Genomic DNA, 15,103 nt, shown 5'->3' on the forward strand with positions numbered 1-15,103 from the left:
AAGGCGCGATCCAGCCTGAGCAGTCGTCTGTCTCACTTCACCCGCAGTTCGCAGTCGAAGGTATCCGCGGGCGGTACGCTCGGCTCCCAGGGCTGCTGGTAGGTCAGCAGCAGGCGTCCCTCGCCCGGCTCACGGGCGCTGAAGCGCCAGGTGGAGATACCGCCTGCGCCCACCAGACCGGCATCCTCCGGGTTGGTGTAAACCTCCGGGCCAAGGCTTTGCAGCACGTTCGTCGCCGTGTCGCGCAGCATCCAGCGGAAGCCGGTGGTGGGGTTGCTGGGCAGGCTGAGAATCAGCAACTGGCCCTTGGTCAGCGTCAGTGGGCACTGCCGATCCTTCTTCAGCTCCAGCGTGCCGGACTGATGGGCGCAGGCCGTGAGCAGTGCCAGGGCGGACAGGGTGAGCAGGCGCAAGGGGGCGTGCATGATGAACTCCAATCGATGAAACCTGGCTCAGCATAGCCGCACGAGCAAGCCTCAAGCTACAGGTTGCACGCGACAAGCCGAAGCGCGCGCCGCTCTTTCCTGCAGCTTGAAGCTGGCCGTCAGCGGCTATTCGAAAAGCACCTTGGCCACGTCGCCAAAGCGTCTGGCGAAGTGCACCGTCAGGCCTTCCTTGAGGTAGTCGGGCAGCTCTTCGTAGCTGCCGCGGTTGGCTTCCGGCAGGATCAGCTCATGCAGCTTCTGCCGGCGCGCCGCGATGACCTTCTCGCGCACACCGCCGATCGGCAGGACCTGGCCGGTGAGGGTCAGTTCACCGGTCATGGCCACGCCTTTCTTCGGCGCCTGGTTGCGTGCCAGGGAGAGCAGGGCGCTGGCCATGGTGATCCCCGCGCTGGGACCGTCCTTGGGCGTGGCGCCTTCCGGCACGTGCAGGTGGACGAAGGCCTGGTCGAAGAAGCTCGGGTCGCCGCCGAACTGCTTCAGGTGCGAGCTGACGTAGCTGTAGGCGATCTCCGCCGACTCCTTCATGACGTCGCCGAGCTGCCCGGTGAGCTTGAAGCCGCGATTGAGGGTGTGGATGCGCGTCGCCTCGATCGGCAGGGTGGCGCCACCCATGCTGGTCCAGGCCAGGCCGGTGATCACCCCGGTGCCGGCGAGTACCCGCTCGTTGCGGAACACCGGCATGCCGAGGGCCTCTTCCAGGTCCTTGGCACCGATGCGGATCTTCGCCTCGGGGTCGTCCAGCAGTTTCACCACGGATTTGCGCACCAGCTTGCCCAGCTGCTTCTCCAGCTGGCGCACGCCGGCTTCACGGGCGTAGCCCTCGATCACCGCGCGCAGGGCGGCATCGCTGATGCCCAGGCGTGATTTCGGTACGCCGGCCTTTTCCAGCTGCTTCGGCCACAGGTGGCGCTTGGCGATGGCCAGCTTTTCCTCGGTGATGTAGCCGGACAGGCGGATCACCTCCATGCGGTCGAGCAGCGGCCCGGGAATCGAGTCGAGGGTGTTGGCGGTGCAGACGAACAGCACCTTGGACAGGTCCAGGCGCAGGTCCAGGTAGTGATCGAGGAATTCGACGTTCTGCTCCGGGTCCAGCGTTTCCAGCAATGCCGAGGCCGGGTCGCCCTGGTAGCTGGTGCCCATCTTGTCGATCTCGTCGAGCATGATCACCGGGTTCATCACCTCGGCTTCCTTGAGGGCCTGGACGAGCTTGCCGGGCATGGCGCCGATGTAGGTGCGGCGGTGGCCCTTGATCTCGGCCTCGTCGCGCATGCCGCCCAGCGAGAAGCGGTAGAACGGCCGGCCGAGGGATTCGGCGATCGACTTGCCGATGCTGGTCTTGCCCACGCCGGGCGGGCCGACCAGCAGCACGATGGAGCCGGCGATTTCGCCCTTGAAGGCGCCGACCGCGAGAAACTCGGTGATGCGCTGCTTGATGTCGTCCATGCCGGCGTGGTGCTTGTCCAGCACCTTGCGCGCGTGGCCGAGGTCGAGCTTGTCCTGGCCCTGGACGCCCCAGGGCAGGGCGGTGGCCCAGTCGAGGTAGTTGCGCGTGACGGCATACTCCGGAGAGCCGGCCTCCAGGATCGACAGCTTGTTCAGTTCTTCGTCGATGCGCTTCTGCGCGGCGGCCGTCAGGGTCTTGCCTTCCAGGCGGGCGAGAAACTCTTCGCGGTCGGCGCTCTTGTCGTCCTTGCTGATGCCCAGCTCCTGCTGGATCAGCTTCAGCTGTTCCTTGAGGAAGAATTCGCGCTGGCGCTCGCCGATCTGCTTGTTGACCTCGGCCGACAGCTCCTTCTGCAGGCGGCCGACCTCGACCTCCTTGCGCAGCAGCGGCAGCACCTTCTCCATGCGCTTGAGCATGGGCACGGTGTCCAGCACCTCCTGCAGCTCATGGCCGGAGGCGGTGGTCAGGGCGGCGGCGAAGTCGGTGAGCGGCGACGGCTCGTTGGGGCTGAAGCGATTGAGGTAGTTCTTCAGCTCTTCGCTGTACAGCGGGTTGAGCGGCAGCAGTTCCTTGATCGCGTTGATCAGCGCCATGGCGTACGCCTTGACCTCGTCGCGCGGATCGGCAGGCGCCTGCGGGTACTCCACCTCGGCCAGGTACGGGCCACGGCGGCTGAGCCAGCCCCGAATGCGCACGCGGGTCAGGCCCTGGGCGACGAACTGCAGCTTGCCGCCTTCCTCGCTGACATGGTGCAGGCGCACCAGCGTGCCGTGCTCCGGCAGGCTGTCGAGGTCGAACTCGCCGTGCTCGTCGGGCGGCGTGTCGACGTAGAACACCGCCAGGGATTTGTGCTCGGTATTCTCCACGCGCTTGAGCGTGCGTCCCCATGGGTGCTCGTTGACCATCACCGGCAGGACCTGCGCCGGGAAGAACGGGCGGTTGTTGATGGGGATGATGTAGAGCTTGTCCGGCAGTCGCTGCGCGGGCAGAACCAGACCGGTCGCGCCAGGCTGTACGGTTTCGTCGACTGCTTCGGGGTGGATGTCCTGATCGTTCATGGAGCACCTTTGCTTGCACGTTGCTTGCTACATGGGGCGGCAGCGCCAGGTTTTCAACGCTTCAATCCAGGCCCAGGCGAATACCCTGCAGGCGTTGTTCGATCAACGGCGTGAGCAGGGCGAAGCAGTCATCCGGGCTCAGTTGCACCTGAGAGGACTCGATCAGCTCGGTCTGCAGGCGCTCGATCAGGGCCTGCAACGGCGGCGCTTGCTGCTGGCTCAGCAGGCGCTCGCAGAGAAAGCGCAGCTGCATCTGCAGCCCCGGCGGACAGCGCTCGTAGCTCGCTGCGCGAACCGCCAGGCCGCGCAGGCGAGAGAGGTCCTCGAGCGAGCGGCAGGCTTCGCCCAGGCCGCGGATGGCAGGGTGGTCGTGGCGATAGAGGCGGTCTTCGAGCTGTTCGATCACCGCCAGCAGGGCTTCTATCAGGCGGCAATGCGCGTCGAAGTCGCCGGGCTTGCGCCGTAGCTGCGGCCAGTCCTGCTGCAGGGCTGGCAGCTGCAGGCTGGCGCCGGGCCAGTTCAGCCACAGGTCGTCGAGCTGCCGGGCCACTCGCGTGCGCTGCTCGAGTTTCCCGGCACCCTGCATGGCTCCCAGCCCGCGATGCAGCTGCAGTGCCTGGAGCAGGTCCAGGCAGCGCTGCGCGACCTGCCTGTGCTGCTGCAGGCGTGCCGACTGCTGGCGGGACTCCTGGCGCTTAGTCAGCCAGAAGCTCAATGCCAGCAGGGTGATCAGCAGGGTGACGGCGAAGAGGGTGGCATGACTCATGGAGGCTCGTGGGGGGCGGCGTGCAGGTTCATCCTTCGATGAAGCAACTCCCCTGCCAGCCGCAGAGGGGGCGGATTCCGGCCGTACGCGCCTGTCGCACTGCACGGAAATGGAGCAGGCGACCGCGCCGGGGTGCCTGATGGTGCCTGGGTTGCTAAAGGTGCAACCTTGTTGCTGATGGGTGGTTGCGGCGTTTTCTTGCGGAAAAGAGTAAAGTGCAACCCTTGTTTCGTGCTGTCAGTCTGCCGTTATGTTGCAAGCCCGTGTGATCCGCCTGGATGAACAGGCCCATGAACATGCCCATGATCATCATCAACTGGTGATGTCCCTGGTCGGTCGCGCCGAGTTCGAGGTCGGTGGCCGTGGTGGGGAGGTCTGCCGCATGCGTGCCTGCCTGGTGCCCGGGGATGCGGCTCACCAGTTCGCCGGCATGGGCGAGAATCGCATGCTGATTCTCGACCTGGACGAGCAGGACACGCCCAGCGAGGACCTCGAACTGCTTCACCGCCTGTTCGAGAAACCCTGCTACCCGGCGCTCGATGTCGACTTCCAGAACCTGCTCAATTACGCCGGCTCCGAGCTGGAGCGCTACGGCAGCGACTCGATCCTGGCGCGTTCGATCGGCGGCGTGCTGCTGCGTGCGCTGCACCTGCGGCTGTTCGGCGAGCAGCGTCGTCCGGCACAGGGCGCGCTGGACCTGCAGCGCCTCGATCACTACATCGGCGAGCACCTGGCGCGGCGCATCAGCGTTGCCGAGCTGGCCCAGGTGATGTGCCTGAGTCCGAGCCACTTCCATGCGCAGTTCAAGGACAGCGTCGGCCTCACCCCGCACCAGTACCTGCTCAAGACCCGTCTCGACCGGGCTGCCCGCCTGCTGCGCGAGAGCAACCTGCCGCTGGTACGGGTCGCCGAAGAGTGCGGCTTCTCCAGCCAGAGCGCCCTGACCACCGCGATGCGCCGCTACCTGGGGTTGACGCCCAAGCGGGTACGTGCCGCCTGAAGTCACCTCACCTTCTGCGCTCCGCGTCCTGTGTGCAGTAGCGTACCCGGTGCGCCTCGGTCGGTAGCGGTACTTCCCATTTGAACAGCATGCGCCGCAGCGCTTCATTGCTCAGGCTGGTATCGCGCTGCCTGTTGCGCTGGAAGATGGTCGCTTCGGGCATCTCCAGATAGACGATCTCGACCTGAGCCTGGTAGGCGTAAAGCAGGTCGAGTGTCTTCTTGCGCATCTGTGCCGACAAGTGGGTGGAGTTCCATACGAACGGGCGTTGTTCGCGCAGGAGCGCCTTGGCCTGTTCGATCGCATGGTGCGCTGCGGCGCCTTCGTTCTCGCCGTGGCGCAGGCCCAGCTGCTGGCGTGCGTCATCGAAGGACACCACCGGCAGCTGCGGATGCTGCTGCTCGACCCAGGTATTCTTTCCGCTGGCGGGCATGCCGGACAGCATGATCACCTGCGAGCCCGAGGGCTCATGCAGGGCGTAGTCCGGATGCACGCGGGCGCCACGCAGGTACTGCACGCGGGTGTAGTCGTCGGCATAGGCACGCGGGCCGTGCAGGCAGCCTTCCTCGGCGGCGAGCTGGCGAAACAGTTCGATGTCGTCGAGTACGGCGGCCTTGCCGATGTAGTCGCGGCCCTGCATGTCGGCCTCGGCCACTGCGCAGAGCATCCACACCGGTAACTCCCACGACAGCTTGTGAAGGATGAACTCGGCGCTGTGACCGCTACGCGAATCGCCCAGGGCGAAGAACGGCAACTGGTGCACAGCGATGATCCGACAGATCTGCTCGCGCCACTCGAATGGTACGCCCGCGCGCCAGAGCAGCAGGCGCGTGTCCACTGCGCCGCGCCGCGAGTGGCCGGGTTGGCCGATGCGTCCGCTTTCGCTGTCGATCACCGTGGTATCCGGTTTGGCGATGTCGTGCAGCAGGGCGGCGAAGAACAGCACGAAGCGTTGCGCGTCAGTCGCTTGCTGGTACGCGCGCTGCTCGAGCAGCGCCTCGACCACCATGCAGGTGTGAATCCAGACATTGCCCTCGGCATGGTAATGGGCGTCCTGCGGGGTTTCGGCCAGCCGGCCGAGGGCCGGAATGGCCGCGAGGCAGGCTGCCGGGTCGAAGCGCTGGCCCGCGTCGGGCACCAGGCGCTGCAAGTGTTGAATGTCCATCTCAGTAACTCCCTGAGTAACCCTCACGCGGGCCGTTCCAGTCCAGGGCCAGGCGAGGGGAATAAAGATCGGCCAGCGTGGCCAGCTGGTTGGCGATGAAAGGCTGGCTGGCGTGGTGCTGGTCGGCGTCGACGATCGCCTGAACGAAGTCCTGGCGAACCCATTTGAGGCGAGAACGGGTGCAGTGCTCGTCTTCCACCTTGAGGTACAGTCCTTCCATCAGGCTTGAGCGATCGCATTGACGCCAGGCACGAGGCAGGTCCAGTCCTTCACGCGCCACCGCTGCCTCGAAGGTTTCCTGCCAGATTGCGGACTTGGCCAGCGAGTGGCCGACCAGCTCCAGCAGGTCTTCCAGGCGCCTGGGCGCCGGCCCTTCATGCAGTACCGGTACCGACAGCACCGGGCCGTCCTGCAGCAGGTAGCGCCTTGCTGCGGTGGAGAGGTACAGCCCCTGGGCGCGGTCCCAGATGTCGAACTCACAGAAATAGTGCGGCAGCTGGTCGTAGAACACCGAGTGCTTCTTGTGCAGCCATTCGCCGAACAGCACGTAACGGTCTTCCAGGCGTTCCAGTAACCAGCGTTCGTGGGCCACGGCCCACTGCTTGAACAGATTGAACTGCCGCTCGCGACCGCCGCCGGTAAGGTAATGGCCGCGCGATTGCAGCAATAGCTCTCCGGCGCTGGAAAAGCTGATGCCGGCGTTGGCGCCATCGAGTTTTTCCTCGACCACCAGCCACTGGCCATGCAGTTCGTGGTAACGCACCTGGTCGGCGTTGCTGTCGCCAGGCTGCAGTCGCGAGCCTTGCAAATGCGGTGTGCGTGGGTACTTGTGCAGTTCGAGGTTGTGCAGATTGCACGATGAATCCATGTTCATGGGTTTTCTCCTTGGGTATCAGGGAAAACCGACGACAGGACTCGAGCAGCAGGGCGTGGGAAGCGTCCGCGCAGGTGCGCGGGCAGCCATCAGGCGCGATGGACCGTCGTCGGTATCAGGCGAGTTGGCAGGTGCAGGGCACGTCGTTCACCACTTGGGAGATAGGTTGAATAGCGAAGGGCGCGCATTCAAACGCCAACCTGGCCGGTTGTCAAGCACGGCCAGGGGCGAGAAGGGCGTTTCAGGCGTAGTTCTGCGGGCTCAGCTTGCGTTCGATCAGCTCGATGAGGATGTGCAGCACCTTGATGTGCAGTTCCTGCACACGGTCGGCGAAGTCGCCGCCGGGGGCGCAGATGCACACGTCGGCCAGGCCTTCCAGCAGCGAGCCGGGCTTGCCGGTCAGGGCGATCACCTTCACGCCGAGCGCCTTGGCGGCTTCGGCGGCCTTGACCACGTTGGGGCTCTTGCCGCTGGTGCTGATGGCGATCAGCACGTCGCCTTCGCGGCCGTGCGACTCGATGTAGCGCGAGAAGATGAAGTCGTAGCCGAAGTCATTGGCCACGCAGCTGATGTGGCTGGGGTCGCTGATCGACACGGCGGCGATGCCGGGGCGGTTCCTGCGGTAGCGTCCGGTCAGCTCCTCGGCGAAGTGCATGGCGTCGCACATCGAGCCGCCATTGCCGCAGGAGAAGGCCTTGCCCTTGTGCTCGAAGCTCTCGACCAGCAGCTCGGCAGCACGCTGGATGTTGGCCAGGGTCTGTTCGTTGCCGAGGAAGGCTTCCAGCGCGCGCTGGGCTTCCTGCAGGCTGTTGCGGATATGTTCGATCATGGCTGGTCTTGGAACCTCTTTGGCAGTTTCGCGAGCCAGAGCCATGCAAGGCGAAAGCTGGCGAGAAAGCGGAGTTTACGCGTTGTAAATGGGCATTTCGACCGGGCTGGCGCTTCAGCCGGTGCAACACGGCAGGGCTGAAGCGCAGCGGATTTCAACAGGTTTCAGGGCAGCTCGGGGCTCGAATAGAACGCGGTCAGGACCTTCACCAGGTGATCCAGGTCATGGCTGCCGGCGAGTTCGCGAACCGAGTGCATGGCGAAGGTGGGCAGGCCGATATCGACCGTACGCACGCCCAGCTGGCTGGCGGTGATCGGGCCGATGGTCGAGCCGCAGCCCATGTCGCTGCGCACCACGAAACTCTGCACCGGTACTTCGTTCTCCAGGCACAGGTGGCGGAAGAAACCGGCAGTCTCGCTGTTGGTGGCGTAGCGCTGGTTGCTGTTGATCTTGATCACCGGGCCGGCGTTGAGCTTCGGGCCGTGGTTGCCGTCGTGCTTGTCGGCGTAGTTCGGGTGTACGCCATGGGCGTTGTCGGCCGAGACCAGCAGCGAGCGCTGGATGGTGCGGACGAAGCCCTCGCCTGTCGGCAGGACGCGGCGCAGTACCTGTTCGAGGAAGGGGCCGTCGGCGCCACAGGCCGAGCAGGAGCCGACCTCTTCGTGATCGGTGCACACCAGTACGCAGGTTTCTTCGTCGCTGGAGTCGATCAGCGCCTGCAGACCGGCGTAGCACGACAGCAGGTTGTCCAGGCGCGCACTGGCGATGAAGTCCTGGTTGAGGCCGACGACGGCGGCGCTCTGGGTGTCGTAGAAGCTCAGCTCGTAGTCGAGCACCGCGTCCGGGTTGAAGTCATGCTCCATGGCCAGCTGTTCGGCGAGCAGGGCGCGGAAGTCGGCGGTCTCGCTGCTGGCGAGCTGGGCGAGAATCGGTGGCAGCTCGGTCTGCGGGTTGATCGCCCAACCCTGGTTGGCCTCGCGGTTGAGGTGGATGGCCAGGTTGGGGATCACGGCGATCGGCTGGTAGAAGTCGATCAGCTGGCTTTCCACCTTGCCGTCGCGCCGGTAGGTGACGCGGCCGGCCAGCGACAGGTCGCGGTCGAACCAGGGTGCGAGCAGGGCGCCGCCGTAGACCTCCACGCCGAGCTGGAAGTAGCCCTGGCGCTGTAGCTCCGGGCTGGGTTTCACCCGCAGGCAGGGGCTGTCGGTGTGGGCGCCGACCAGGCGCAGGCCGCCTTCGAGGGCCGGGCGCTTGCCCAGCTTGAAGGCGATGAGCGACGAGTCGTTGCGGGTCACGTAGTAGCGGCCGCCGGTCTCGAGATGCCAGGTCGCGCGTTCGTCCAGGTGGCGATAACCGGCCGCTTCCAGGCGCATGGCCAGGCTGGTGGTCGCGTGGAAAGGCGTGGGAGAGGCGTTGAGAAAGTCGATCAGCCCGATATTGAGTTCTTCGCGCATGCATGGCTCCAGACAGCGATGGCGCAGTTTAACCGTTTTACCCCGGCTTGGCAGAGACGTAACCGGCAGCTCAGAACGGCGCCGGGCACTCGAAGCGCATGCGCTCACCGCTTTGCGGGTGGGTAAGGGCGAGCATGCTGGCGTGCAGGCACAGGCGCTCGTGGGCGGCGAGGGCCTGTTCGTGCGCATAGAGGCGGTCGCCGAGCAGCGGGTGGCCGATGGACAGCATGTGCACGCGCAGCTGGTGCGAGCGCCCGGTGATCGGCGTCAGCTCCACCCGGCACCAGTCGCCACAGCGCTCGAGAATGCGCCAGTGGGTCAGGGCGTGCTTGCCCAGTTCGTGGTCGACGACATGGCGCGGCTTGGTCGGTGGGTCGTAGCGCAGGGGCAGGTCGATGCTGCCACTGTCGGCCGTGGGCTGGCCCCAGCACAGCGCGGTATAGGCCTTCTCGGTCTCGCGGTCGTGGAACTGCCGCGACAGTTCGCGGTGGCTGTCGGCGTCGCGCGCTAGCACGATGATCCCGGAGGTTTCCCAGTCCAGCCGATGGACGATGCGTGCCTCGGGGTAGCCATTTTCCTGCAGGCGGGTGACCAGGCAGTCCTTGTTGTCCTCGGCTCGGCCAGGCACCGACAGCAGCAGGGTGGGCTTGTTGATCACCAGCAGGGCGGCGTCCTGGTGAATGATTTCGATCTGGCTTAGCGGCATGGGCTGTGGCTGGTGTCGGAGCGAACGGATTCGCGATGTGTCTGGCCTGCGCAAGCGACGCAGATGATGCGCTCGTGCAGGTGCGTGTTGCTACAAATGAACACGGCGGCCGAAGCCGCCGTGAGCGCCGCCGGTGTCGATCAACGATCCGGCAGGGTGATGTTCAGTTCCAGGATCGAGCAGCTACCCTGGTCTTCCAGAGCGACTTGCACGTCCTTCTGGTCGATGTTGACGTACTTGCGGATCACCGCGACCAGCTCCTGCTGCAGGGCAGGCAGGTAGTCGGGCTGGCTGCGCTGGCCACGTTCGTGAGCCACGATGATCTGCAGGCGTTCCTTGGCGATGGATGCTGTGGTTTCCTTCTTGCGCGAACGCAAGAAGTCGAAAATATTCATTCTCGACCTCCAAATAGGCGCTGCAGGAAGCCCTGCTTCTTCACATCGAGGAAGCGATGCGGCATGTCCTTGCCCAGCAGGCGGTCGACAGCGTCGCTGTAAGCCTGGCCGGCATCGCTCTGGTCGTCGAGGATGACCGGGATACCCTGGTTGGAAGCCTTGAGCACGGCCTGCGACTCGGGAATGACGCCGAGCAGGCGGATGGCGAGGATTTCCTCGACGTCCTCGACGCCGAGCATTTCGCCCTTGGTCACGCGCTCGGGGTTGTAGCGGGTCAGCAGCAGGTGCTCCTTGATCGGCTCCTCGCCTTTCTCGGCGCGGCGCGACTTGCTCGCCAGCAGGCCGAGCATGCGGTCGGAGTCACGCACCGAGGACACTTCCGGGTTGGTCACGACGATGGCTTCGTCGGCGAAGTACATCGCCAGGTGCGCGCCTTTCTCGATACCGGCTGGCGAGTCGCAGACCACGTATTCGAAGTTCTCCGACAGCTCGGCGATGACCTTCTCGACGCCTTCCTGGGTCAGCGCGTCCTTGTCACGGGTCTGGCTGGCGGCCAGCACGTAGAGGTTTTCCAGGCGCTTGTCCTTGATCAGGGCCTGGGTGAGGGTGGCTTCGCCGTTGACGACGTTGACGAAGTCGTACACCACGCGGCGTTCGCAGCCCATGATCAGGTCGAGGTTACGCAGACCGACGTCGAAGTCGACGATGACGGTCTTGTGCCCGCGCAGGGCGAGGCCGGTACCGATGGCAGCGCTGGTGGTGGTTTTACCGACGCCACCCTTGCCGGAAGTGACTACGAGGATCTTGGCCAAGGTGATTCACCCCAAAAAAAGAAGATAACGCGGGAATCCGTGGCCATTTAAGGCTTCCAGATGCCCTTTCTGTGTCCCTGAAAAATGGCCGCAGTATCCGTTAAAGGCGGGTGATGTTCAACACGTCACCCGACAGGCTGACCTGGACGGCATCCCCCCACAGCGGGTCACGTCGCAGGTCTTCGGCGACCTTGTAATGGCCGGCGATCGACAGCATTTCGGCGCCCATCTGTTGACAGAATATGCGTGCCTTGGCGTTGCCCTTTATACCTGCCAGGGCGCGGCCGCGCATGGGCGCGTAAACATGGATGTTGCCATCGGCGAGAAGTTCCGCCCCGGCGCTGACCGGGGCGAGGACGATCAGGTCCGCACCCTGGGCATAGATCTGCTGCCCGCCACGCACCGGTGTGGTGACGATGCGGCTGGGCTTGTGCTCGGGTTCGGCGGGTTTCTCTTCCACCTTCTTCGGCGCCGGGTCGAGCGGGCGTTCGCGCGCGCCGGACGGCGGCAGCACCGGCAGGTCCAGGGCTTCGGCGGCGGCCACGTCGCTCTCGCGGCAGGCGCGGATGGCCAGGGTGCGCAGGCCATGGCGACGGCACACGGCCATCAGTTCGGCCAGGTCCAGCTGCCCTTCGCCTTCCGGGAGCTTGTCCAGCGCCAGGACCAGCGGGGTGTTGCTGAAGAACGCCGGGGCCTGGGCGACCTTTTCCGTCAGCTGGGCGTCGAGGCGTTCAAGGTCGTTGTGGGCCAGCTCCATCACGGTGATGGCCAGCATGCTGCCCTTGAGCTGGAATACGGGGTCTTGGGCGAGGAGATCGGCTTGGCTCATGGTCGAAAGAGGAGACTTCTGCAGCACTACGAAAGGTTGCCGGACTTATAGCGGTATCGACTGCGCACCGCAACTCGAAGGCCGGTTGCAGGACATTGACCGGCAAACCCTGACAGCGTTCGCATGGCGTGCGGCTGGTTGGCGAGTCAGGCCGGCAAAGTGGGGTAGAATGCGCGGCCCTGCCTGTGACCGGACCCGCTACATGGAACGCCCCCGCTTTCGCGCCTACTTTCTGCACCCGCGCTTCTGGCCACTGTGGCTGGGTTTCGGCGTGCTGTGGCTGGTGGTGCAGTTGCCCTATCGCCTGCAACTGCAGCTCGGGCGTCTGCTGGGCTGGCTGATGTTCCGCCTGGCCGGCCCGCGCCGGCAGATCGCCGAGCGCAACCTGCAGCTGTGTTTCCCGGGCAAGAGCGCGGCCGAACGCGAGCGGCTGCTGCGTGAGAATTTCGCCTCCACCGGCATCGCCTTCTTCGAGATGGCCATGAGCTGGTGGTGGCCCCGATCGCGCCTGGCCCGCCTGGCACATGTCGAGGGGCTGGAGCACCTGCAGCAGGCGCAGGCCGCCGGGCAGGGCGTGATCCTCATGGCGGTGCACTTCACCACCCTGGAGATCGGTGCGGCGCTGCTGGGCCAGCAGCACACCATCGACGGCATGTACCGCGAGCACGACAACCCGCTGTTCGATTTCATCCAGCGCCGTGGACGTGAGCGGCACAACCGCGACGCCACGGCCATCGAGCGCGAGGACATTCGCGCCATGCTCAAGGTGCTGCGTGCCGGTCGGGCCATCTGGTACGCGCCGGACCAGGACTACGGGCGCAAGCAGAGCATCTTCGTGCCGCTGTTCGGCATACCGGCCGCCACGGTCACGGCCACCACCAAGTTCGCGCGTCTGGGCAAGGCACGCGTGGTGCCCTTCACTCAGCAGCGCCTGGCCGATGGCAGCGGTTATCGCCTGGTGATCCACCCGCCGCTGGCCGATTTCCCCGGGGACAGCGAAGAGGCCGATTGCCTGCGCATCAACCAGTGGATCGAGCAGGTCGTCAGTGCCTGCCCCGAGCAGTACCTGTGGGCGCACCGACGCTTCAAGACGCGTCCCGAGGGCGAACCGAAGCTGTACGGGACGCGCAAGTAGCCCATCTATACTGCAACGAAAAACAGGACCGCCCGATGACCGTCATTGCCCACCCTCACGAGCCCGTTACCGGGCTGATTCTTTCCGGTGGCGGGGCGCGGGCGGCCTATCAGGTGGGTGTGCTGTCGGCCATTGCCGATCTGCTGCCGGACGCCTCGCACAACCCCTTTCCGGTCATCGTCGGCACCTCGGCGGGGGCGATCAATGCGGTCAGCCTGGCCTGCGGTGCGTTGCAGTTCGGTGAGGCGGTGCGCCGTCTCACCTCGGTCTGGCAGGGCTTTCATACGCGGATGGTGTACCGCAGCGACTGGCCGGGCGTGCTGCGCCAGGCTGCGCGCTTCGTGGGGCACAGCCTGCTGGGTATCGGGCGCGACATCCCGGTGGCGCTGCTCGACAGCTCCCCGTTGCGCGAGTTGCTGGCCCGTGAGCTGGATTTCTCCGGCATCGCCGCAGCGGTGCGCCATCGCCGCTTGCGGGCGATCGCCGTCACGGCATTCGGCTACGAAAGTGGCCAGGCGGTGACCTTCTACCAGGGGCGGGCGACCATCGACCCCTGGTTTCGCCATCGCCGTGTCGGCATTCCCACCCGCCTGAACCTCGAGCATCTGCTGGCCAGTGCGTCGATCCCGCTGATCTTCCCGCCGGTGAGAATCCACCGTGAGTACTTCGGCGACGGCGCTGTGCGGCAGGCGGCGCCCATCAGCCCGGCATTGCACCTAGGTGCCAGCCGGGTGCTGGTGATCGGTGTCAGCGGCAATACCCAGGGCGAATCGGAGGCGCCGGCACCACGGGTCTCCAGCAACCGGCCACCGAGCCTGGCGCAGATCGGCGGGCACATGCTCAACAGCACCTTCATCGACAACCTGGAAACCGATATCGAGCTGCTCGAACGGCTCAACCAGATGAGCGAACTGGTGCCGCCCGAGCTTCGGCCCAGGGGCCTGGGGCTGAACCCGGTGGACGTGCTGGTGATCGCCCCGAGCCAGCCACTGGATCAGATCGCGGCGCGCCACCAGCGTGAGCTGCCCCGCGCGCTGCGCCTGTTCCTGCGTGGTCCGGGGGCGACCAAGACCAGCGGCGCCGGGGTGCTCAGCTACCTGTTGTTCGAGCCCGGCTACTGCAGCGAACTGATCGAACTGGGTTACCAGGACGCCATGGCGCGCAAGGCCGAGCTGAGTCGCTTCCTCGGCCTCACCGAGCTGACACAGCCCGCCTGACGCGCGTTACGCCAGCACGCCGTCCCGGAAGTCGCGCAACGCCTGTTCGATCTCTTCGCGACTGTTCATCACGAACGGACCGTACTGCACGATGGGCTCGTTCAGTGGCGTGCCCGCGATCAGCAACACCCCCGCACCCTGGGCACTGGCCAGTTGCAGCTGGCCTTCGTCGGACAGTCGTACCAGGCGACCGGCGCCGACCGTCTGCGCGCTGGCAGCGGCGAGCTGCAGTTGACCCTCGTAGACGTACAGCATCACCCGTTGGCCATCGGCCAGACGCGGTGCGACCTGGCTGCCGGGCGCCAGGCGCAGGTCGAACAGCTGGGGCTGGGTATGCGGGCGCTGCACGGCGCCGACCTGGCGCTGTTCGCCGTCGTCGAACTCGCCCGCGATCACCACCACCTCCACGCCGGTGCGGGTGACGAGGCGTGGAATGTCGGCGGCCGGAATGTCGCGGTAGCCGGCTTCGCCCAGCTTGTCCCTGGCTGGCAGGTTGAGCCACAGCTGGAAGCCGCGCATGGCGCCGGACTCCTGCTCGGGCATTTCGCTGTGGATGATGCCGCGAGCAGCGGTCATCCATTGCACGCCACCGCTGCCCAGCAGGCCGACGTTGCCGAGGTGGTCCTCATGGCGCATGCGCCCCTCGAGCATGTAGGTGATGGTCTCGAAGCCACGGTGCGGATGAGGCGGGAAGCCGGCGATGTAGTCGTCGGGATTGTCGGTGGCGAATTCGTCGAGCATGAGGAACGGGTCGAAGCGCTCCAGGCCCGGTCCGCCGATCACGCGGTTGAGGCGCACGCCGGCGCCGTCGGAGGCCGGCTGGCCTGGCTGGATGCTGATGATGCGGCGCTGTTGGGTCATGGCAATGGGCTCCGTTCGAGGCGAGGAATGAGCCCATGCTATGCCGATCATGTCGATCGATGGTCGCAATTTTCCCGCGCTAAATATCGAACTGATCGATGTTTGGCGCGGG

At 65.6% G+C, this 15,103-nt stretch carries 15 protein-coding genes; 3 read left to right on the plus strand and 12 right to left on the minus strand.

Annotated elements, in window-relative coordinates; all coding sequences use genetic code 11:
* Positions 1-32: 32 nt before the first annotated feature.
* From EPK82_RS16345 to EPK82_RS16355, 3 genes are all read right to left on the minus strand, one after another.
* Positions 33-425, minus strand: coding sequence for a protease inhibitor I42 family protein (locus EPK82_RS16345; protein WP_037047429.1), 393 nt, complete (start codon positions 423-425; stop codon positions 33-35).
* 126 nt (positions 426-551) lie between these two features.
* Positions 552-2,948 carry an endopeptidase La gene (gene lon, locus EPK82_RS16350; protein WP_134677307.1) on the minus strand — a complete coding sequence of 799 codons (2,397 nt, stop codon included), beginning with the start codon at positions 2,946-2,948 and terminating at the stop codon, positions 552-554.
* A 61-nt stretch (positions 2,949-3,009) separates the two neighbouring features.
* Positions 3,010-3,714: a hypothetical protein gene (locus EPK82_RS16355; RefSeq protein WP_134677309.1), complete on the minus strand. Its 705-nt coding sequence runs from the start codon at positions 3,712-3,714 to the stop codon at positions 3,010-3,012.
* Positions 3,715-3,964: 250 nt separating this feature from the next.
* Between EPK82_RS16355 and EPK82_RS16360 the strand changes: the two genes are divergently transcribed.
* The gene (locus EPK82_RS16360) at positions 3,965-4,714 is read left to right on the plus strand and encodes an AraC family transcriptional regulator (protein WP_134677311.1); all 750 of its coding nucleotides are present in this window, start codon (positions 3,965-3,967) and stop codon (positions 4,712-4,714) included.
* A gap of 7 nt (positions 4,715-4,721) precedes the next feature.
* Here the strand turns inward: EPK82_RS16360 and EPK82_RS16365 are convergent, their stop codons facing one another.
* From EPK82_RS16365 to minC, 8 genes are all read right to left on the minus strand, one after another.
* Positions 4,722-5,879 carry an AAA family ATPase gene (locus tag EPK82_RS16365; protein WP_047591745.1) on the minus strand — a complete coding sequence of 386 codons (1,158 nt, stop codon included), beginning with the start codon at positions 5,877-5,879 and terminating at the stop codon, positions 4,722-4,724.
* Position 5,880: 1 nt separating this feature from the next.
* Positions 5,881-6,753 carry an RNA ligase family protein gene (locus EPK82_RS16370; protein WP_134677313.1) on the minus strand — a complete coding sequence of 291 codons (873 nt, stop codon included), beginning with the start codon at positions 6,751-6,753 and terminating at the stop codon, positions 5,881-5,883.
* A 241-nt stretch (positions 6,754-6,994) separates the two neighbouring features.
* The gene (gene lpcA / locus EPK82_RS16375) at positions 6,995-7,582 is read right to left on the minus strand and encodes a D-sedoheptulose 7-phosphate isomerase (protein WP_037047170.1); all 588 of its coding nucleotides are present in this window, start codon (positions 7,580-7,582) and stop codon (positions 6,995-6,997) included.
* A gap of 164 nt (positions 7,583-7,746) precedes the next feature.
* A complete protein-coding gene (locus EPK82_RS16380) occupies positions 7,747-9,036 on the minus strand; it encodes a M18 family aminopeptidase (protein ID WP_037047172.1) in 1,290 nt (429 codons plus the stop codon).
* Between the two features lie 70 nt (positions 9,037-9,106).
* Entirely contained in the window at positions 9,107-9,772 is a 666-nt protein-coding gene (locus EPK82_RS16385; protein ID WP_269319939.1) for an RluA family pseudouridine synthase, read from the minus strand.
* A gap of 110 nt (positions 9,773-9,882) precedes the next feature.
* Positions 9,883-10,137: a cell division topological specificity factor MinE gene (gene minE, locus EPK82_RS16390; RefSeq protein ID WP_037047177.1), complete on the minus strand. Its 255-nt coding sequence runs from the start codon at positions 10,135-10,137 to the stop codon at positions 9,883-9,885.
* Complete coding sequence (gene minD, locus EPK82_RS16395) at positions 10,134-10,949, minus strand: septum site-determining protein MinD (RefSeq protein WP_037047179.1); 816 nt, start codon at positions 10,947-10,949, stop codon at positions 10,134-10,136. Before minD ends, minE begins: the two co-directional genes overlap by 4 nt.
* A gap of 100 nt (positions 10,950-11,049) precedes the next feature.
* Positions 11,050-11,778, minus strand: a complete 729-nt coding sequence (gene minC, locus EPK82_RS16400; protein WP_037047187.1) for a septum site-determining protein MinC — start codon at positions 11,776-11,778, stop codon at positions 11,050-11,052.
* Positions 11,779-11,980: 202 nt separating this feature from the next.
* Here minC and EPK82_RS16405 point away from each other — a divergent pair, with 202 nt between their 5' ends.
* A complete protein-coding gene (locus EPK82_RS16405) occupies positions 11,981-12,913 on the plus strand; it encodes a lipid A biosynthesis lauroyl acyltransferase (protein ID WP_134677315.1) in 933 nt (310 codons plus the stop codon).
* A 35-nt stretch (positions 12,914-12,948) separates the two neighbouring features.
* A complete protein-coding gene (locus tag EPK82_RS16410) occupies positions 12,949-14,130 on the plus strand; it encodes a patatin-like phospholipase family protein (protein ID WP_134677317.1) in 1,182 nt (393 codons plus the stop codon).
* Positions 14,131-14,136: 6 nt separating this feature from the next.
* Here the strand turns inward: EPK82_RS16410 and EPK82_RS16415 are convergent, their stop codons facing one another.
* On the minus strand, positions 14,137-14,991 hold the full coding sequence (locus tag EPK82_RS16415; protein ID WP_134677319.1) for a pirin family protein: 855 nt from the start codon (positions 14,989-14,991) through the stop codon (positions 14,137-14,139).
* Between the last annotated feature and the right edge of the window lie 112 nt (positions 14,992-15,103).

Source organism: Ectopseudomonas khazarica, assembly GCF_004521985.1.
In the GTDB taxonomy this organism is placed as follows: Bacteria; Pseudomonadota; Gammaproteobacteria; order Pseudomonadales; family Pseudomonadaceae; genus Aquipseudomonas; species Aquipseudomonas khazarica.